General features: G+C 72.1%; 16 protein-coding genes and 1 pseudogene. 4 read left to right on the plus strand and 13 right to left on the minus strand.

Annotated features, from left to right (window positions below; genetic code table 11):
- Positions 1-49: 49 nt before the first annotated feature.
- The 4 genes from ACZ7EG_RS38745 to ACZ7EG_RS38760 form a co-directional block, all read right to left on the minus strand.
- Complete coding sequence (locus ACZ7EG_RS38745; protein WP_471089406.1) at positions 50-421, minus strand: gas vesicle protein GvpO; 372 nt, start codon at positions 419-421, stop codon at positions 50-52.
- A gap of 92 nt (positions 422-513) precedes the next feature.
- Complete coding sequence (gene ligD, locus ACZ7EG_RS38750; RefSeq protein ID WP_471089346.1) at positions 514-1,473, minus strand: non-homologous end-joining DNA ligase; 960 nt, start codon at positions 1,471-1,473, stop codon at positions 514-516.
- Complete coding sequence (locus ACZ7EG_RS38755; protein ID WP_471089348.1) at positions 1,470-3,317, minus strand: transketolase; 1,848 nt, start codon at positions 3,315-3,317, stop codon at positions 1,470-1,472. The genes ligD and ACZ7EG_RS38755 overlap by 4 nt, the downstream gene beginning before the upstream one ends.
- A complete protein-coding gene (locus tag ACZ7EG_RS38760) occupies positions 3,314-5,170 on the minus strand; it encodes an NAD(P)/FAD-dependent oxidoreductase (protein WP_471089350.1) in 1,857 nt (618 codons plus the stop codon). Before ACZ7EG_RS38760 ends, ACZ7EG_RS38755 begins: the two co-directional genes overlap by 4 nt.
- A gap of 172 nt (positions 5,171-5,342) precedes the next feature.
- Between ACZ7EG_RS38760 and ACZ7EG_RS38765 the strand changes: the two genes are divergently transcribed.
- Positions 5,343-6,305, plus strand: a complete 963-nt coding sequence (locus ACZ7EG_RS38765; RefSeq protein ID WP_471089352.1) for an LLM class F420-dependent oxidoreductase — start codon at positions 5,343-5,345, stop codon at positions 6,303-6,305.
- A 32-nt stretch (positions 6,306-6,337) separates the two neighbouring features.
- On the opposite strand, the gene ACZ7EG_RS38770 is transcribed toward ACZ7EG_RS38765, so the two are convergent.
- Complete coding sequence (locus ACZ7EG_RS38770) at positions 6,338-6,673, minus strand: hypothetical protein (protein WP_471089354.1); 336 nt, start codon at positions 6,671-6,673, stop codon at positions 6,338-6,340.
- Positions 6,674-7,649: 976 nt separating this feature from the next.
- On the opposite strand from ACZ7EG_RS38770, the gene ACZ7EG_RS38775 reads away from it, so the two are divergent.
- A complete protein-coding gene (locus tag ACZ7EG_RS38775; RefSeq protein ID WP_471089356.1) occupies positions 7,650-8,270 on the plus strand; it encodes an SRPBCC family protein in 621 nt (206 codons plus the stop codon).
- Positions 8,271-8,306: 36 nt separating this feature from the next.
- Entirely contained in the window at positions 8,307-10,625 is a 2,319-nt protein-coding gene (locus ACZ7EG_RS38780) for an FdhF/YdeP family oxidoreductase (protein WP_471089358.1), read from the plus strand.
- 199 nt (positions 10,626-10,824) lie between these two features.
- On the opposite strand, the gene ACZ7EG_RS38785 is transcribed toward ACZ7EG_RS38780, so the two are convergent.
- From ACZ7EG_RS38785 to ACZ7EG_RS38800, 4 genes and pseudogenes are all read right to left on the minus strand, one after another.
- Positions 10,825-11,361 carry a Dps family protein gene (locus tag ACZ7EG_RS38785; protein WP_471089408.1) on the minus strand — a complete coding sequence of 179 codons (537 nt, stop codon included), beginning with the start codon at positions 11,359-11,361 and terminating at the stop codon, positions 10,825-10,827.
- Between the two features lie 228 nt (positions 11,362-11,589).
- On the minus strand, positions 11,590-11,913 hold the full coding sequence (locus tag ACZ7EG_RS38790; protein ID WP_471089360.1) for a WhiB family transcriptional regulator: 324 nt from the start codon (positions 11,911-11,913) through the stop codon (positions 11,590-11,592).
- A gap of 339 nt (positions 11,914-12,252) precedes the next feature.
- Positions 12,253-13,284, minus strand: coding sequence for an SDR family oxidoreductase (locus tag ACZ7EG_RS38795; RefSeq protein WP_471089362.1), 1,032 nt, complete (start codon positions 13,282-13,284; stop codon positions 12,253-12,255).
- Positions 13,285-13,344: 60 nt separating this feature from the next.
- A pseudogene (locus tag ACZ7EG_RS38800) lies at positions 13,345-13,623 on the minus strand (phage holin family protein); the annotation flags it as partial.
- Here ACZ7EG_RS38800 and ACZ7EG_RS38805 point away from each other — a divergent pair.
- On the plus strand, positions 13,507-13,854 hold the full coding sequence (locus tag ACZ7EG_RS38805) for a VOC family protein (protein WP_104780926.1): 348 nt from the start codon (positions 13,507-13,509) through the stop codon (positions 13,852-13,854). The pseudogene ACZ7EG_RS38800 and the gene ACZ7EG_RS38805 sit on opposite strands and share 117 nt — an antisense overlap.
- On the opposite strand, the gene ACZ7EG_RS38810 is transcribed toward ACZ7EG_RS38805, so the two are convergent.
- From ACZ7EG_RS38810 to ACZ7EG_RS38825, 4 genes are all read right to left on the minus strand, one after another.
- Positions 13,845-14,429: a GNAT family N-acetyltransferase gene (locus ACZ7EG_RS38810; protein ID WP_471089365.1), complete on the minus strand. Its 585-nt coding sequence runs from the start codon at positions 14,427-14,429 to the stop codon at positions 13,845-13,847. The two genes, ACZ7EG_RS38805 and ACZ7EG_RS38810, sit on opposite strands and share 10 nt — an antisense overlap.
- Positions 14,430-14,473: 44 nt before the next feature.
- Positions 14,474-16,270, minus strand: coding sequence for a CocE/NonD family hydrolase (locus ACZ7EG_RS38815; protein WP_471089410.1), 1,797 nt, complete (start codon positions 16,268-16,270; stop codon positions 14,474-14,476).
- A gap of 120 nt (positions 16,271-16,390) precedes the next feature.
- Positions 16,391-17,323 carry a S66 peptidase family protein gene (locus ACZ7EG_RS38820; RefSeq protein ID WP_471089367.1) on the minus strand — a complete coding sequence of 311 codons (933 nt, stop codon included), beginning with the start codon at positions 17,321-17,323 and terminating at the stop codon, positions 16,391-16,393.
- A complete protein-coding gene (locus tag ACZ7EG_RS38825; RefSeq protein WP_471089369.1) occupies positions 17,320-19,284 on the minus strand; it encodes a S9 family peptidase in 1,965 nt (654 codons plus the stop codon). Before ACZ7EG_RS38825 ends, ACZ7EG_RS38820 begins: the two co-directional genes overlap by 4 nt.
- Position 19,285: the final 1 nt, after the last annotated feature.

The raw sequence follows: 19,285 nt of genomic DNA on the forward strand, positions 1-19,285 counted from the left end.
GCCGGATGTTCCTCCTCGTGTGTGAGTGCGGGTCGGGTGGTCGGGCGGCCTAGCGGCCGCCGGACCTGCGCGCGTCGGATCGACCGCGTTCATAGCGGCGGACGCGCCGGTAACCCGTGAGCTGCCCCTCTGCGTCGAGCTCCACCTGGTAGCTCGCCATCAGGCTCATCGTGTCGGGCACGCGCTCGAGTTCGAGAACCTCGACCTCCAGCGCCCAGCCCTCCTCCGTCTGCTCGAAGGACGACACGGACTCGGCCTCCATGCCGGTGAGTTCCGCGAGCTGGCCGCGCGCCTGACGCAGCACCTCCATCGGCCTCGGCCGGCTGTCGGCCTTCTGGTTGTCGTTCGTCTTGCTCGAATTCTGAGAGTCCTGAGACTTCTGTGAACTCTGTGACTCTTGCGTGTTTTTTGTGTTCGACATGGCCACCTCCCCCTCCGTGTGGCCGCAAGAGTGTTCGCCAAACCTCTACAGGCGCATGCATCTGACACCCACCGGGAGATCGCCGGGGGGTCTCATCCGCGCAGGGCGTCCAGCCGTCGCCGGGCCGGTCCCAGCGCCCGGCCGCGGCTCAGCAGGTCTGACCAGGGGTTCGTGCGGGCCTGCTCGACGGCGTCGGCGACGGTCCAGCGGCGGGCGTGCAGCTCTGGGTCGTCCAACTGGTCCCAGGTGATGGGGGCGGCCACCGGCGCGCCCGGGCGGGGCCGGACCGTGTAGGGCGCGACGGCGGTCTGGGCGTAGGCGTTGCGCTGGATGTCGAGGTAGAGCCGCTCACCGCGTTCCTTCTTGCGGGCGGCGGTGGTGAGCCGGTCGGGGTGGGCGCCGGCGAGGGTGTCGGCGACGTCCCGGGCGAAGGCGCGCACCTCGTCGAAGTCGTGCCGGCCGTTGAGCGGCACGATGACGTGGAGCCCGCGCGAGCCGGTGGTCATCAGCGCCGAGGGCAGCTCCAGCTCGTCGAGCAGCTCCCCGAGGAGCCGGGCGGCCTCGCGTACGGCCTCGAAGTCGTCCCTCGGAGTCCCCCCAGGCCCCTCAGGCACTGGGGGAGGGTCGAGGTCGAAGACCAGCCGGTCGGGGTGGTCGATCCTCTCGGAGCGGGACAGCCAGCGGTGCAGGGTGATGCTCGCCTGGTCGGCCAGGTAGAGGAGGGTGGCGGTGTCGTCACAGACGGCGTGGCGGACGGTGCCGCCCTCCTTGGCCAGTTCGACGCGCTCGATCCACTCGGGGTAGTGGTCCGGGGTGTTCTTCTGCATGAACGTCGGGCCGTCGATGCCGTCCGGGCGCCTCTCCAGCATCAGCGGCCGGCCGCGCAGGTGCGGCAGCATGAAGGGCGCGACGGCCCGGTAGTAGTCCACCAGGTCGGCCTTGGTGTACTCCTTGGCGTCACCGCCACCGGGGAAGAGCACCTTGTCCGGCCGGTGCACCTCCACCGTGCGGCGGCCCGCCCGCACCCTGCGCGTGCCGTCGTCGCCGCTCACCGCACGACCGCCTCCTCCACCAGCAGCCGCCCGGCCGCCGCGATGGAGTCCGCGTCGATGCCCGCGGCACGCAGCTGCTCCTCCGGGGAGGCCGAGCCCGGCATGCTCCGTACGCCGAGCCGCACCAGGCGCGGTACGGGGCGTCCGTCGGTGAAGGCGTCGAGGACCGCGTCCCCGAGGCCGCCCTCGGGGTGGTGGTCCTCCACGCTCACCAGGCAGCCGGTCTCCTCGGCAGCACGGCGCAGGGTGGCCCGGTCGACGGGCTTCACTGAGTACAGGTCGATCACCCGCACCGCGATGCCCTCCTGCTCCAGGGCCTCGGCGGCGGCCAGCGCCTCGTGCACGGTGACACCCGCCGCGACGAGGGTCAGCCGGTCCCGGCCGGAGGAGCGCAGCACCTTGCTGCCGCCGACCGGGAACTCCTCGCCGGGGGCGTAGATCACCGGGCTCTCGCCGCGCGAGGTGCGCAGGTAGCGGACGCCCTCCAGGCCGGCCATCGCGCCGACGAGCCGTGCGGTCTGGTTGGCGTCGCACGGGTACAGCACGGTCGAGCCGTGCACCGCCCGCATCATCGCCAGGTCCTCCAGGCCCATCTGGCTGGGCCCGTCCTGGCCGATGGCGACGCCCGCGTGCGAGCCGACGAGGTTGATGCCGGAGCCGCTGACGGACGCCATCCTGATGAAGTCGTACGCGCGGGTGAGGAAGGCCGCGAAGGTGGTCGCGTACGGCACCCAGCCGCGGGACGCGAGCCCGACCGCCGAGGCCACGAGCTGCTGCTCGGCGATGTAGCACTCGAAGTAGCGGTCGGGGTGCTCCTTGGCGAAGAACTCGGCGCGGGTGGAGTCGCCGACCTCGCCGTCCAGGGCGACGATGTCGCCGCGGCCGGTGCCGAGGGCGGCGAGCGCCTCGCCGAAGGCGTTGCGGGTGGCGATCTCCTCGCCCTTGTCCCACTTGGGGAGTTCGAAGTTCCCGGTGTGGACGGAGTGCAGCATGCGGGCGGTGGCCGGCTCCTGCACCCGGACACGGATGTCGCGCGGGCCGCCGAGTTCGGTGATCGCCTCCTCGGCCTCCGGGAGCGGCTTGCCGTGCAGGCCCTCGCGGTCCTGGACGCCCTCGACGCCCTTGCCCTTGAGGGTGCGGGCGAGGATCGCGGTGGGCTGGCCCTTGGTGGAGACGGCCTCGCCGTAGGCGCGGTCGACGGCGTCCACGTCGTGGCCGTCGATCTCGATGGTGTGCCAGTCGAAGGCCTGGAAGCGGCGGGCGTAGGCGTCCAGGTCGTGGCCGTGCCGGGTGGGGCCGCGCTGGCCGAGGCGGTTGACGTCGACGATCACGGTGAGGTTGTCCAGGTGCTCGTACCCGGCGTGCTCGGCGGCTTCCCACACGGACCCCTCGGCCAGTTCGCTGTCGCCGCACAGCACCCAGGTGCGGTAGTCGGTGCGGTCGAGCCGCTTGCCGGCCAGCGCGATGCCGACCCCGACGGGCAGTCCCTGCCCGAGCGAGCCGGTGGCCGTCTCGACCCACGGCAGGCGCTGCGGGGTGGGGTGCCCCTCGAGGCGGCTGCCCAGCTTGCGGAAGGTGAGCAGTTCCTCGTCGTCGATGGCGCCGGCCGCCTTGTAGGCGGAGTAGAGCAGCGGGGAGGCGTGGCCCTTGGACAGGACGAAGCGGTCGTTGCCCGGGTGGGCGGGGCGGTCGAAGTCGTAGCGGAGGTGGTGTGCGAACAGGACGGCCATCAGATCGGCGGCGGACATCGAGGATGTCGGGTGCCCGGATCCCGCCGCGGCGGCGGCGCGGACGCTGTCCACCCGCAGCTGCTGTCCGAGGTCGGTGAGTTCACCGGTGTTCATGAGTCTCCTTTCGTGGAGTCGTCCGGGTCGTCCGGGACGTCGGTTCGCTTGACGGGGCCGGGGGCGGGATGGGGGGCCAGGGGCGGCTGACCGGGGTCGGGCGGATGCGCGGGACCCGGCTGGTTCCTGGCCGGCTCGCCACCCGGCTGGTTCCTCGCAGGCTCACCACCCGGCTGGTTCCTCGCAGGCTCACCACCCGGCTGGTTCCTCGCAGGCTCGTCGGCAGCCCTCGCGGCCGCCGCACTCCCCGTAGCCCCCGCAGCCGGGCGGCCCTTCGCCGTCTCCGACTCGGACCGCAGCTGCCCGTGTCCCGAGCCGGCGCGGCCCGCGGCCGGGCGGCCCTTCGCCGTCTCCGACTCGGACCGCGGCTCCGCGGCCCCGGATCCGGGCCGTACCTGCGTCGCCCCGGATCCGGGCTGCCCCTTCGCGGGCTCACCGGGGGCCCGGTACCGGCCCGGACCGGCGCCGGTGCCCCCGTCGTCCGTGTCGGCCGCGAGCGCCGCCCCCGGCCCGGACCGGGCGCTCGCCTCGTGCCGCTGCCCGGGCCCGCCCGGCGCCCGGGCCACCTCGGGCGACGAGGTGTCCAGCGGCACCGACCAGGACCGTACGAGCCCCAACTGCACGGCCTGGCGCGGCAGTACGGCGTCCAGCAGCCAGTCGGCCGCGACCCGGACGCGGTTTCCGGGCATCGCGGCGAGATGGTAGCCCCGCGTCACCGCGCCCGCCGGTACGCCGGACAGGGGCACGCCGAGCGGATTGGCGGCGGCTTTCGCCCCGCCCAGATCGACGACGAAGCCCAGGTCACGATGGCGGTAGGGCTTGCGCGCACCGCCGAGACCGAGCGATGCGGCGACGTTCTCCGCAGCGATCTTGCCGTGCCGCCAGGCATGCTGCGCGGTCATCGGCGTGAAGCTCCCCGGGTTCTCCAGATCGGGTACCGCGGCCACGTCACCGCACGCGAACAACTCCGGCCGCCCGGGCACCTGCAGGTGCGGGTCGACGAGCAGCCGCCCCTTCTCCATGGGCAGCCCGAGGGACTCGACCAGCGGGTCGGGACGTACGCCCACGCACCACACCAGCGTCCGGGTCGCCACGGACTCGCCGTCGGTCAGCACGACCCCGTCGTGCGTGGCCTCCTGTACGGAGGTCCCCATCCGCACGTCGACGCCCCGCTGCCGCAGCACCCGGTCGGCGGTGGCGGAGAGCCTCTCGTCCATCTCGGGCAGCACCCGCGGCGCCACGTCCAGCAGCATCCAGCGCGGCCGCATGCCCTGCCGCAGCGGATGCCTGCGCACCTGCGCGTCGGTGAACATCTGCCCGTGCGCGGCGACCTCGGTGCCCGTGTACCCGGCGCCGACCACCACGAAGGTGCACCGCGCGGCGCGCGTCTCGGGGTCGTCGGAGGAGGCCGCGAGCTCCACCTGCCGGGTCACGTGGTCGCGCAGGTACAGCGCCTCGGGCAGCCCTCGGAAGCCGTGCGCGTGCTCGGCGACACCGGGAATGGGCAGCAGCTTGTTGACACTGCCCGCGGCGAGCACCAGCCGGTCGTAGGCGAGGGTGCCGTCCTCCCCCTCGGGTCCGGTGAAGTGCAGCGTGCGCTCGTCGAGGTCGATGCGGTCGGCCTCGCCCAGCACCAGCCGCACGTCCGGCAGCGAGTCCGAGAGGGAGACCGTGACCCGGCGCGGCTCCAGGACACCGGCGGCGACCTGGGGCAGCAGGGGCAGGTACAGGAAGTAGTCGGTCGGGTTGAGCAGGGTGATGTGGGCCCGGCCCCGGGTGAGCCGGGACAGGGTGCGGGCCGTGCGGTACCCGGCGAAGCCGGCACCGACGATCAGGATGCGGGGTCGACTCACGGTCGCTCGCCTCCGGCGCTGTCGCGTGGCTCGGGAGCCTTCCGCGTCCCCCTGGCCAGGGCACCCAAACGTCGGCAAGGAGCCTGCTCACCCGCACGCCGCCGGTTTCCGGCCCCTTGCTCGGGTACCCGGTGCGGGATACGGACCGCCGACGTCGCGGAGGCACTTTCCCATGCCCGAGTACGGCTACTTCCTCTCGTGCGAGCAGTACGGGCCCGCCGAGCTGATCGAGCAGGCGCGGATGGCCGAGCAGGCCGGGTTCCAGGCGCTGTGGATCTCCGACCACTACCACCCCTGGAACGACGAGCAGGGCCAGAGCCCGTTCGTGTGGTCGGTGATCGGCGCGCTGTCCGAGGCGGTGTCCCTGCCGATCGAGACGGCGGTGACCTGCCCGACCGTACGTATGCACCCGGCGGTGGTGGCGCATGCCGCGGCGACCAGTGCGGTGATGACGAACAACCGCTTCCGGCTCGGCGTCGGCTCCGGTGAGGCGCTCAACGAGCACATCCTGGGCGACCACTGGCCCCCGGCGCACGTCCGGCTGGACATGCTGGAGGAGGCCATCCAGGTGATGCGCCGGCTGTTCAGCGGCGAGGAGGTCAACCACCACGGGCCGCACTACACGGTCGAGAACGCCCGCCTGTACACCGTCCCGGACGAGCCGATCCCGATCGACATCTCCGGGTTCGGCCCCGCCGCGACCCAGCTCGCCTCCCGCGTCGGCGACGGCTACATCTCGGTCATGCCGGACGAGGCGATGGTGGAGCAGTACCGCAAGGGCGGAGGCGGCGGAAAGCTGGTCAGCGGCGGCACCAAGGTCTGCTACGACACGGACAAGGACGAGGCCGTCCGAACCGTCCACCGGCTCTGGGCGAACGAGCAGCTGCCGGGCGAGCTGGGCCAGGTGCTGCCCTCCCCCAAGCACTTCGAGCAGGCGCAGCAGCTCGTCACCGAGGACATGGTGCGGGAGAACCGGGTGTGCGGTGACGACGTGGACGAACACGTGGCGGAGCTGAAGCAGTTCGCCGACGCGGGCTTCGACCGGGTCTACGTCAACCAGATCGGCCCGGACCTGCGCGGCTTCTTCGACTTCTACCGCACGAAGGTGCTGCCGCAGCTCCAGCAGGCCCTCTGACTCTCTCGGCAGCGACGTGCGCCCATGTCGGTTCAGGGGGTGAAGACCTGCTCGAGACGGTCGATGGCTCCGTCCGCGCCCAGGTGGTAGCGGAAGACCAGGCCGCTGTCGGGGTGCGCTTCCAGCCAGTTGAGAAACTCCTGCACGCCGATGGGCTGATTCTCGGTGCTTGCCACGATGGGATCGGTGACAGTGACGTACGCGGCCTGGTCCATGGGCAGGTAGGTCTCCTTGCCGACCGTCTCGAACGGTGCGCCGTCGGAATCCGGGGTGCCGCAACCCCAGTTGCCGTGCCGGATGATCAGACTGAGGGACCCGCCTTCGGGTGTGTAGCGGTACACGGCGATTTCATCCGGCGAGATCGGCATCTTGTGATCGCAGCCGTCGTCCCCACCACCGGCGCCCGCGGATGCCGTCGAGCCGGGGGCCGACGCAGCGGGTGTCCCCGCTGGTACCGGGGGTGGGGACACCTTGCCGCCTGCCGGAGGGGAGACCTTGTTGGCGGGCAGCGCCTGGGGGGACGCGGTCCCGTCGGTACCCTGCTCTCCCTTGGTCGGCGAGGAAGTGACGGCCGGCGTTGCCGTGCCGCCCGGGCTCGGGGAGTCCGGGGAGCAGCCGGTGAGCGCCATGAGCCCAGCCACGCAGGCGCCCAGGGTGAGCGTCCGGAACGCGATCGGTCTGTAGCAACGTGTGATCATCACGATGTGTCCCCCGTTGTGGCGGCAGCGATTACTACGTAGCCGCGTCAGCTTGAGAGACCATATTCAGCCACGGTTGCCTGATCGCATTGTGCTCTGCGCCGTCTGTTGCGAATCGGTGACCGTACGCAGCTCCCGTGGATACCCACCGGTCGCCGGGAGTCGCCGACCGGATCGACGGCATGATCGTCTTCCACGCCCTCCCCCGCCGATGCCCTGGGCTCGATGGCCGAGCACCTGCTGGATCACGGTGAGTGGCGGGTGGACGCGCAGGGGGTGAAGCTGGGAGGGGACCGAGCGGTTCGGCGCCCTGCCGGCTGCCGCACCGCACCGTCCGGAACCAGCTCGACAACCACATCGCCGGCCTCTCGCCGGACGGCGAGGCCGGCCCCGGCGACACGATCGCCGCCGGCATGGGGGCGACGACTCCCCACACCGTCCGCACGGCCGGCGCTGACCGGCAGGCTCAGCCGCGGCAGGGAAGCGCCTGTGCCAGACCCGCCCCTCTCGTGGCCGGGATGGCACGGGACACCGACGCACCGGGGCGACTCGACATACACGACGGGGGAACCGGAAGAGAGGCCCTGACGCACGAGGGGAGGCGGGTTGCCGGACACCCGGCTCCGTCACCGGAAGAGAGACGACGATGGCGTACGAAGACGACGCCCAGCAGGCCGTACCGGACACCCCGGGGATGCGCCCGGACGGCGACGGCGTCACGCGCCGCCGTCCACTGCGGGAGCGGCACGTCCAGGAGACGGTCGAGATCGCGGTGCCGGTGCGGACGGCGTACAACCAGTGGACGCAGTTCAAGACCTTTCCGCGCTTCTCGCGCCTGGTGTACGGCGTCGAGCAGATCAGGCCGACCGTGACCGCCTGGACCATCGGCTACGGCCCCCTGCGCCGCCGCTTCACGGTCGAGATCGTGGAGCAGGACCCCGACGCCTACCTGGCCTGGCGCGCTCTGGAGCAGAGCCCCTCCCACCAGGGCGAGATCGAGTTCGCGGCGACGGAGTCCGGCGGCACCGCGATCACCGTCCGGATGCTCCTGGAACCGCAGGGAGCCGCGAGGATCCTCACCGGCTCGTCCCGGGCCGTCCGGCTCACCGCGCGGCTGGTGCACGGGGAACTCATGAACTTCAAGGGGTTCATCGAGGGACTGGGGCAGGAGTGCGGGGCCTGGCGCGGCACCATCCGCAACGGCCGTGTACAGCACGATCACCCGGAACCGCCCAGGAGCCGCGTGGCCCAGTGGCCCGTCGGCTGACCGGCGAGACGGACACGGCAAGAGAAAGGCGAACCGATGCAGAACCCGCCCGGCGAGGAGCCGGAGACCTCCCTCTCCGTGACACCGCCGAAGAAGTGGGCGGCCGGAGTCCCCGCGGTCGCGCACGCTCTGGGGTACTCCCTGGAGCAGACCTCCCCGCGCAAGACCGGGGTGGACCTGCTGACCATGAACCAGGTGGGCGGGATCGACTGCCCCGGCTGCGCGTGGGCGGATCCGGCCCCGGGCCGACGTCATCGCAACGAGTACTGCGAGAACGGCGCCAAGCACATCAATGACGAGGCCACCACGCGCCGGATCACCGCCGACTTCTTCCGTGAGCACAGCGTCCTGGACCTGGCCGCCCGCTCCGACATGTGGCTCAACCAGCAGGGCCGGCTCACCGAGCCGATGATCAAGCGGCCCGGCTCCGGGCACTACGAGCCCATCGGCTGGAACGAGGCTCTGGGCGTCCTCGCGCAGGAACTCAAGGCACTGGCCTCCCCCGATGAGGCCGTCTTCTACACCTCGGGCCGCGCCAGCAATGAGGCCGCCTTCGTCCTGCAGCTCTTCGCCCGCGCCTTCGGCACCAACAATCTGCCCGACTGCAGCAACATGTGCCACGAGTCCAGCGGCTTCGCCCTGAGCGAGACCCTGGGCAGCGGCAAGGGCACCGTCAGCCTCGACGACCTCCACCACGCCGACCTGATCTTCCTGGTCGGGCAGAACCCGGGCAGCAACCACCCGCGCCAGCTCTCCGCCCTGGAGGAGGCCAAGCGGGGCGGCGGCCGCATCGTGGCGGTCAACCCGCTGCCGGAGGCCGGGCTGCGGCGCTTCAAGAACCCGCAGAAACCGCGCGGCGTCGTCGGTCGCGGCACCCAGATCGCCGACCGCTTCCTGCACATCAAGCCCGGCGGCGACCTCGCCCTGTTCCAGGCCCTCAACCGCCTGCTGCTGGAGGCCGAGGACGCGCGGCCCGGCAGCGTCCTGGACCACGACTTCATCGACGCCCACACCACCGGCTTCGAGGAGTTCGCCCAGCACGCACGCACCGTCGACTGGGACGACGTGCACACGGCGACCGGACTGACCCGCCAGAAGATCGAGAAGGTCCGCGACGAGGTTCTGAACAGCGAACGCGTCATCGTCTGCTGGGCGATGGGCATCACCCAGCACAAACACGGTGTGCCCACCGTCCGGGAGATCGTCAACTTCCTGATGCTGCGCGGCAACCTGGGGCGCGCCGGTACCGGCGCCTGCCCGGTGCGCGGCCACAGCAACGTCCAGGGCGACCGCACGATGGGCATCTGGGAGCGGATGCCGGACACCTTCCTCGACGCCCTGCGGGAGGAGTTCGGCTTCGACCCGCCGCGCCCGCACGGCCTGAACTCGGTGAACTCGATCAGGGCGATGCGCGAGGGGCGCGTCAAGGTCTTCCTCGCCCTGGCCGGCAACTTCGTCCGCGCCGCTCCCGACAGCGCGGTCACCGAGGAGGCGATGCGCTCGTGCCGGCTGACCGCCCATATCTCCACCAAACTCAACCGCTCGCACACGGTCTGCGGTGACACCGCGCTGATCCTGCCGACCTTGGGGCGCACCGAGCGTGACGTCCAGGCCGACGGCGAGCAGTTCGTCACCGTCGAGGACTCCATGAGCGAGGTGCACACCTCCCAGGGGCGCCTCGAACCGGCCTCCCGGCAGCTGCTCAGCGAAGTCGCCATCCTGTGCCGGCTCGCCCGCCGCACCCTGGACGGCAAGGCGGAGATCCCCTGGGAAGAGTTCGAGGGCGACTACGGCACCATCCGCGACCGCATCTCCCGCGTCGTGCCGGGCTTCCACGACTTCAACGCACGGGTGACCCGCCCCGGAGGTTTCCAACTGCCCAACCCGGTCAACGAGGGTGTCTTCAACAACAAGGTCGGCAAGGCCCTGTTCACCTGCAACGAGCGCGTGGTGCCCCGGGCGCCCGAGGGACACCTGCTGCTGCAGACGCTGCGCTCGCACGACCAGTGGAACACCGTCCCCTACACCAACGACGACCGCTACCGCGGGATCCACGGCAGCCGTCACGTCGTGCTCGTCAACCCGGCCGACCTGACAGAACTCGGACTCGCCCCGGGCGATCACGTCGACCTGGTGAGTGTCTGGGCGGACGGCGCGGAGCGCCGGGCCGAGAACTTCGAGGTCGTGCCCTACCCGGCCGCCAAGGGCTCGGCCGCCGCCTACTACCCGGAGACGAACGTCCTGGTGCCGCTGGACAGTGTCGCCGACATCAGCAATCAGCCCACGTCGAAGGGCATCGTCGTCCGTCTCGAGCCCACGCCCGCCCGGACGCGGACACAGCCCTCACCCGCTTGACGGCGGCACGACCGCGGCGGGGCCCGCGATGAAGCGGGCCCCGTCGGCCGTTGAGGGGACACGCGCCGCCGCGCGTCGCGCGAGAAGGCCCGCGAGAGGTTCAGAGGGCCCGCAGTCGGCTCTACGACGAAGCCCCCGTCCTCGGGCCGAACGACGCGCGCCCACCACCGACGCGAAGGGTGCGCGCCGCCCCCGCCGCTCAGGGTTGTCGGCGGGCCTGTTCGGCCGCCTGGTCGGCTGCCGCGTGCTCCGTCCTGGCGTCGGCGGTGCTCAGGCGCCCGCCGCTGCTTTCCAGGTGGGCGCGGACGAACCACTGGAACAGCTCCAGCCCGCGCAACTGCTCGATGAGGATGTCCTGCGTGACCGGGTCGGAGGTCTCCGTCGCTTCCATCGCCTCACGATGGTCCTCGATGAGCCGGGTGTAGACCACGTCGAGAGCGCCCAGGTGCTCGATGGCCTCCGCCCTTCCGATGGAGTAGTCGTCCCAGGTACGGTCGGCGACCAGCGCCCCCGGCGTGCCCTGGGGCACACCGCCGAGCGTGGAGATGCGCTCGGCGAGATCGTCGGTCATGGACCTCACCTGTTCGACCTGCGGGTCGAGCATCTCGTGCACCGCGATGAAGTGCGGACCGACGACGTTCCAGTGGATGTGCTTCAAAGTCAGGTGCAGATCGTTCAGCGAGTGCAGCCGCCGCTGGAGCAGCTCGATGATGGCGGAACTGTCCTCGGCGGACATGCCTGGGACGGTGTACTGGAGGGAGGGCTCAGAAGCCACGGCCGTACCTTTCTCCTGCAGGCGGGAAGAACGTCCTCCGGGCCAGACAACCACCGCGCCCGCGCGGCTGCCCGTCCGAAACGGCCGTACGGATGCCGCCGTGCCGCGACAGGCCGCCCGCCGTGGCCGCCGCGCCGCTTGCCACGTTCGGCGACCGACCCGTCGCCTTGCGTCACGCCAGGAATCGTCCTACGACGCCGGTCGTCTGCCGATGCCGCCGCGCTTCTCGCGACTGATGGCGCGACGCTGCCGTGCTGTGGTCGCGCCCCAGATACCGGCGTCCTCGCCCTGCTCGATGGCCCAGGAACGGCAGGCGAGCAGGACGCGGCACCGACGGCACACCGCGCGGGCCCGGGCGACCTGGGCATCGGTCTCCCGCTCCACCAGCGGGAAGAAGAGCTCCGGATCCTCGCCCAGGCAGGCGGCGTCCCGTAGCCATCCGCGAGCGGTGCCCAGGGTCTCGGCGATCTCGGCGCCGACGGCGCGGTGACGGATTTCGCGGTCATCGGGCATGGCGCACCTCCGCATGTGCCGGCTGGGCCGACGGGTGGCTACGGCATGACGCTGCCGCAGGCCCGGCAGAGGTCGCGGCATCCATGCTAAAGGGACGGTGTCCGTCTCCGGAACGCCGCGGTTCCCGGTCTTTCACGGAGGCGTTCCTCAGGCCTCCCCACCGATTGGCCGCTGGATGGTGAACAAGCCGAACCGCCCGGCCGACTGCCGGTGCCGTGCGGGCAGGGGTGCTCCCGGCGCCCAAGGTTTCGGCCCACCCGGGCCGCCGCCTCCGAACCGGCAGACGGGGCGTGCCGCGACAACCGCCCCTCGTGCCGTCCCCCGTCCGAACGACAGACCCTAGCGCCGCGCCCGGCCGGCCAGCTTGCGTACGGTCAGGGCGGCGGCTGCCGTGGTGAGGGCCGCGCCCATCCACCCCCGGTTCCGGGACAGCCACTGCTGCGGGCTGTCGTCCGTGGACTCGTCGTCGAAGCGCCCGTGGGCGCCGAAGTCCCGGCCGTGCGGCCCGTCCGCCGGGGACCACAGGTTGGCGGGCCCCTCGGGCGGGCCGTCCTCCTGCTGGGCGTCGACGTTGGTGCGGGCCAGGTAGCGGTCGAGCAGGCCGGGGGCCACCGCGTTGGCGAGGAGCGTGGCGGCGGTGGAGCCGCCCACCCAGTACTCCCGGCGCCGTGCGTGCGACGACGCGTGCACGATGGCCCGGGCGGCGACCTCCGGCTGGTACACGGGCGCGACCGGACGGGCCCGCCCCGGCATCCGGTTCAGCACCCAGTCGAACTGCGGGGTGTTGAGACCCGGCAGCTGCACCATCGTGGTCCGCACCCCGCTGCGTGCGTGCAGCAGCTCGCAGCGCAGCGACTCGTTGAAGCCCTGGATCGCGTGCTTGGCCCCGCAGTACGCCGACTGCAGCGGAATGCCCCGGTAGGCGAGTGCGGAGCCGACCTGCACGATGGTGCCGCGGTCGCGCGGCAGCATGTGGCGCAGGGCCGCCCGGGTGCCGAACACGTAGCCCAGGTACGTCACTTCGGTCACGCGTCGGAACTCGTCCGGGGCGACCTCGGTGAACGGCGCGAACACCCCGGTGAAGGCGTTGTTGACCCAGACGTCGATGTGGCCGTAGGCATCGACGACCTGCTGGGCGGCGTCGTCGACGGCCTTGGCGTCGGAGACGTCCACGGGGACGACGAGCGCCTCGCCTCCGGCGCGTTCCACCTCGTCCGCCGCGGCGGCGAGTCCCTCACGGCCGCGGGCGAGCAGGGCGATCCTGTCGCCGCGGGCGGCGAAGGCCCGGACCGTGGCCCGGCCGACACCGCCGCTGGCTCCGGTCACCACCACCACACGTCCGCGCCGGTGCGATGTCCCTGGTGTGCGCATCCGGCATCACACCCCGCGGCGGGGTACGTCCGGGTCGCCCGTCGGCCGCGGGGGCACGGGGCGCTGCTTGCGGGTCTGCTCGCGCGGCTGTTCTCGTACCGTCTCGCGCGCCACCTGTGCCGGCTCGTCGACGAGGTGCTTGTCCAGAGGCTCCAGGTGATCCAGCGGCTTCATGCCCGGCCGGGTACCCTCGGCCCCCTGCGCGTAACTAGGCTCAGCCGTATGGAGATTCTGGGTGCCACACTGCGCGTCTGCGTCGACGACCTCGAGACCGCGATCCCCTTCTACGAGCGACTGGCGGGCGGCAGAGCCCAGCGCTTCGAGCGGGGAGGTGTCCAGGTGGCGGCGATCGGCTGCTTCCTGCTGATGAGCGGCCCCCCGGCCGAACTGGAGGTGCTGCGCAAGGTCGCCGCGACGATCGCCGTGACGGACGTGGACGAGACCCACAAGGTGCTGACCGAGCTGGGTGCTCACATCGTCGCGGGTCCGATCGCCTCACCGGCGGGCCGTAACCTGATCGCCCTGCATCCGGACGGGTCGATCTACGAGTACGTGGACCGTCACGCGTAGGTGCCGCCGGGGCCTCGGCGCCGTCCCGGCCCTGTGATCATCTCGGTGGTGATCGCCCAGCGTTCGTGGTCGCGCCAGGCCCCGTCGACGAAGAGCATCTTCGGCGAGAAGCCCTCCAGACGGAACCCGCAGCCACGGGCCAGGGCGATCGACGCGGCGTTCCCCGGCTGGACGTTGATCTCCAGTCGGTGCAGCCGCATCGGACCGAACGCGTACCCCACGACGAGGTCCAGCCCTTCGCGCATCAGCCCCCGCCCGGCGGCGTGCGCGAAGGCGCCGTAGCCCAGCGCCCCGGACTGGAAGCCGCCCTCGACGATGTTGTTGATGTTGATGAAGCCGCCGATGGCCCCGTCGTTCTTCTCGCAGACGAGGAAGCCGGCCTTGGACGGGTCCTCGATGAGCCGGCCCGCGTAGGCGGTGTACGCCTGTGCCGTGGTGGGCGGGAAGAGCCACGGGTGGTGCAGGTCCTTGCTCTCCCGGGCGCGGGCGGTGAACTCGGCACCGTCCCCGTAGGTGAAGTGGCGTATGCCCACCCGGGGGCCTTCGGCGAGGTGGCGGGATGCGTGGTGCGGCACCCCGCCACAGTAACCGCGCTGCCCGTGCGTCCCCAGTCGGGGCGTCAGGAGCCGGCGACCGGCAGCCGCAGCACCCCGGTGTCGCGCGGCGCGCTGACCACGGTCACCGGTTTGATGCCCCGGTTGCCGAAGTACGCGTCGTCGCTCGCGGCGATCACGAACCGCAGCCGGTGCCCTCTGTCATACCGGTGCACGATGCCGGGCAGGGTGACGGTGAAGCTCTGGGTGACGTCCGGGACGCGCACCGGTGCGACCAGGCGGCGCACCAGGGTGCGGGTGCCGTCGGGGGCGACGTCGTAGAGCTTGGCGAACAGCACGAGCTTGTCAGCCGCGTCGGAGCTGTTCTGGGTGCGCTCGGCCTTCGGGGAGACGACCTTGAGCGTGGCCCGGGGGGCGCCGACGACGTCGAGGGGGCGTTCCAGCGGCGGGGTCGTCCAATCGAGGTAGGTGCCTTCGGTGTCGCTCGGCGGTGAGTCCGGCAGCCCGATCAGCCCGGCGAGCGAGCTGTCCGAGTGGCTCGTGGGGATCAGCCGGTTGGTGTAGCCGCGGCTGCCGCGGGCCACCTTACGGCGGTCGTCGACGAGCTTGCCGTCACCGGAGAGGTACAGCGTGCGGCTGAGGGCGGGAAGGTGTTCGGCGGTGGCGTAGGTGCGGTCCGGGTCGGTGATCCAGTCGCGGTGGTAGGCGAACGCCGGTCCCGTGTCGACGTGGGATCGTTTGCGCAGGTGCCGGTCGAACCAGGTGAGGACGCGCCGGCCGACGTAGCTGGTCTCCAGGTTGCCCTTGGAGAGGTCGAGTTCCCCGGCGGCGGCCGGGCCGGTGAGCCCGCCGCTGTGACCCCAGGACTGCCAGATCATCTTGACGGGTGTGCCCCGTGCCTTCAGCGTCCGGTACGTCGCCGTCGCCTCGTTGAGGTTGAACAGGGTGTCGGCCTGCCCCTGGACCAGCAGGGTGGGTGTGTCGACGCGGTCGAGGTAGGACACCGGGGAGACGCGGCGCGCGTAGGCGAGCAGCCGGGCGGTCCGGTCGGCCGGGTAGCTCCCGGCGTTGAGGGTGTGGACGGTCCGGCAGGCCTCGGTGACGAAGTGCAGGCAGGCCAGGGAGTTGATGCGGGAGGGGTCGAGAGCGGGCTGGAGCAGCGGCTGGCCCTCGCCGATGAGGTAGAAGCCGTTCGTCCACTGCCACTTGAAGGCCCCGGGGACGTCCTCGCTGCCGACGGCGTTGTTGGGATCGAGCGCGTACGCCAGGTCGTTCCAGGTGATCATGGGGACGAGTGCGTCGAGGCGGTGGTCGACGGCGGCCGTCGCGAGTTGGACGGCGCCGCCGTAGGAGCCGCCGATCATGCCGACGCGTGGGTCGCCGGGTGCGTCTTGGGTGACGAAGTCGGCGGTGGTGCCGTCGTCGGCGGCGCGGGTGCCGCCGAGGAAATCGACCAGCCGTGAGGCGGCGGCGCCGTCGATGTGCGGGTCGTCGAGGGAGATGAGACACCCGCTGCGGCCGAATCCGAGCCCGGAGTAGACGAGCGAGACGTAGCCGCGCTGGGCGAAGGCCTTGCCGACGGCGTCCGTCGAGCCGTCCGTTTTGCTGCCGCCGAAGCCGTTCGTGCCGAGCACGGCGGGTGCCGGGTGCTCGCGGTCCACGCCCGCGGGACGGTACAGGTCGGCGTCGACCGTGCAGGCGCGTCCGCCGGCCCGCACGGTGAACTTCAGCGGCGTGACGGTGTAGGCGTCGGCCGCGGTCGCCGGCGGGGTGAGGGTGAGGGGCACGGCCAGGGCGGCGCCCAGCGCGAGAGCGAGGACTGCGCGGGTTCTGGGCACGCGTCGGGACACTCGGACCTCCACGGTGAGGGCAACCCGGATACCGACCAGTAGGTACTGGCCGAATGTCATGGTGTGACACGTGTCAGGAGCCGTCAATCACCGAAACGAGGGTTCTCGACGGTATTTCAGAAGCGGATGTCGTCAGCTGAGGGCCGGTTCCTCCAGCGTCAACGTGCCCGACCCGGCGTCGAGTTCGGCCCTCACCCCGAGGGGCATGGTCAGCGCGCCCACGCCGTGCCCGAACCCGAACTCCTCCACAACCGGGACACCCAGACCGCCGAGCCGGTCGGCGAGGACCGCGCGCAGCTCCCCGTACGGTCCGCACCCTGCCCAGGAACCGAGGACGATGCCGGCGACCCCGTCGAGCCAGCCGGTGCGCAGGAGTTGGGTCAGGCAGCGGTCCAGGCGGTACGGGCTCTCGCCGACGTCCTCCATCAGCAGCAGCCCGTCCCGCGCCCCGGGGTGGGCGTGCGGGGTGCCGAGGTCGCTCGCGAGCAGACTGAGACAGCCGCCGAGCGTGACGCCCCTGGCTCGGCCCGGTATCAGTGCGGTGCCGCCCGGGGGAACGGCCGTGACGGTCCGTACGGACTCCGGCTCGAAGAGGGTGGCCCGCAGATGGTCCTGGGCTCGGGCGCTCTTGAGGAAGTCGAGGCCGGCGGCCGCGGGCCCGTACAGGGTGACCAGGCCCAGACGGGTGGCGAACGCCTGGTGCAGGACGGTGATGTCACTGAAACCGGCGAACACCTTCGGGCCCGCCGCCCGCATCGCCTCCCAGTCGAGCAGGTCGACCATGCGCTGCGCCCCGTATCCGCCGCGGGCGCACAGCACGGCCGCCACGGACGGATCGCACCATGCACCCTGGAGGTCGGCGGCACGCTGCTCGTCCGTGCCGGCCAGGTAGCCCAACTCGCCGTGCCGGGCAAGCACATGGGGTGCCACCACGGGGTCGAGGTCCCAGCCGCGCAGGATGTCGAGCCCGGCCTGGAGCCGCTCCTCGGGTACCGGCCCGCTCGGCGCGACGACGGCGACGCGGGCGCCGGGCGCGAGCCGGGGCGGTCGTACCAACGGGTTCACTCGGCAAGCTCCAGGGTCGGGACACCGGGCGGATCCAGGCGGAACACCTGGGCGTAGAGGGAGAGTTCGGCCTCCAGGGCGCGCACCATGGTCTCCGCCCTGCGGAACCCGTGCCCCTCCCCCGCGAAGGCGAGATAGGCGTGCGGCACCCGCCGGCCCTCCAGCCGGGCCAGGAACCGCTCGCACTGGACGGGCGGACAGATCACGTCGTCCAGGCCCTGCAGCAGCAGGAACGGCACGGTGAGGCGGTCGGCGTGGGCGGCGGGCGAGCGCTCCGCGTACCGGGCGGGCACCTCGGCGAGCGGCCCGATGAGGCCCTCCAGGTACCGCGACTCGAAGTCGTGGGTCTCGCCCGTGCCCCAGCCGGCCAGGTCCAGGATGGGGTACTTGATGGTGCCGCAGGCGTAGACGTCGGTGGTGGTGAGCGAGGCCGCCGCGGTCCAGCCGCCCGCGCTGCCGCCCCGGACGGCGAGCCGGCCGCGGTCGGCGGTGCCCTCGTCGGCGAGGGCCAGGGCGACCGCCGCGCAGTCCTCGACGTCCACCACGCCCCACTGCTCGCGCAGCCGCTCCCGGTAGGTGCGGCCGTACCCGGTGGAGCCGCCGTAGTTCACTTCGGCGACGCCGATACCGCGCGAGGTGAAGTAGGCGATCTCCAGATCGAGCACGAGCGGCGCGCGGTCGGTGGGCCCGCCGTGCGCCCAGACGACGTAGGGCGGCAGTTCGTCGCCGGGCGCGACGCAGCCGGGGTGGTGCGGCGGGTAGATGTGGGCGTGGATGTCGCGGCCGTCCGGGCCGGTGAAGGTGCGGATCTGCGGTTCGGGGTAGTACGCGGGATCGACGGCGTCGTCGTGTTCGGCGCCGACGACCCGGGCCCGGCCGGTGCGGGAGTCCAGCTCGACGACCTCGTAGGCGCTGCGCGGGCTGGCTCCGACGGCGACGACCCGTTCGCCGTGGGCGGCGAGGGTGGGGGCGAACTCGGTCCAGGGCCCGGCGGCGTCGACGACCTCGCCGGTCTCCGGGTCCAGTACGCCGAGGGCGGTGGCGCCCCGGCCGTGCACGACGGCGATCAGACCGCTGTCGAGCGGGGTGAACCATCTCGACCCCAGTTTCCACAGCGCACCGCCGAACTCCTCCTCGCGCGGGCACAGCGGCTGCCCGTCGAGGTAGAGGTTCCACCAGCCGGTGCGGTCGCTCGCGTGCAGCAGACGGCCGTCATGGGTCCAGTCGGCCTGGGCGATCGACTCGCCGGGGCCGCCGGCCACGGTCCGGGCGTCGCGCAGGGTGCCGTCGGGGGCGACGTCGGCGAGGAGCAGTTCGGTGCCGTCCCAGGGCATGCGGGGATGGTCCCAGGCGAGCCAGGCGGCCCGGCGCCCGTCGGGCGAGAGCTTGGGCCCGGTCACGAACCGGTGCCGGCCGTCGGTGAGTTCGCGTACGGCGCCCCGGTCCTCGGCGGCGGATCCGTCCAGGGGAACGGCGGCCAGGACGCGGCGCACGTCGGTGGGCCCGTCGCCGGTGAACTCCTCCAGCACGCACCACACCTCACCCCGTTCGGGCAGCGGCAGCGGCTCGGCCCAGCGCAGTCCCCCACCCACGGGGGACACAGGGGTGAGCGGGCGGGGTTCACCGCCCGGCTCGCAGCGGTACAGCCGCTGGTCGGCGAAGTTCACGAACACCACCAGCGGTCCTGTGTCACGGTCGAGCGCGGCCCACGGGTGCCCGCCGTATTCGATGACCCGGCTGCGCACGTTCCACGGCGCGGGCAGCAGCGACTCCTCCCGGCCGTCGGTGTGCCGCCGCACCAGGGTGCGCCGGCCGCCCTCGGCGGGGCGCGGCTCGGTCCACCACACCTCGTCGCCGACGAAGCCCACGTACTCCGGGTGCCCGTCGTGCGCGGCGGTCAGGGCCGCGTCGATGGGCGAGGGCCACGCCCCGTAGGCCAGCGTCCGCACCGTCTCCCCCACT

This window comes from Streptomyces sp. NPDC037100 (genome assembly GCF_055606225.1).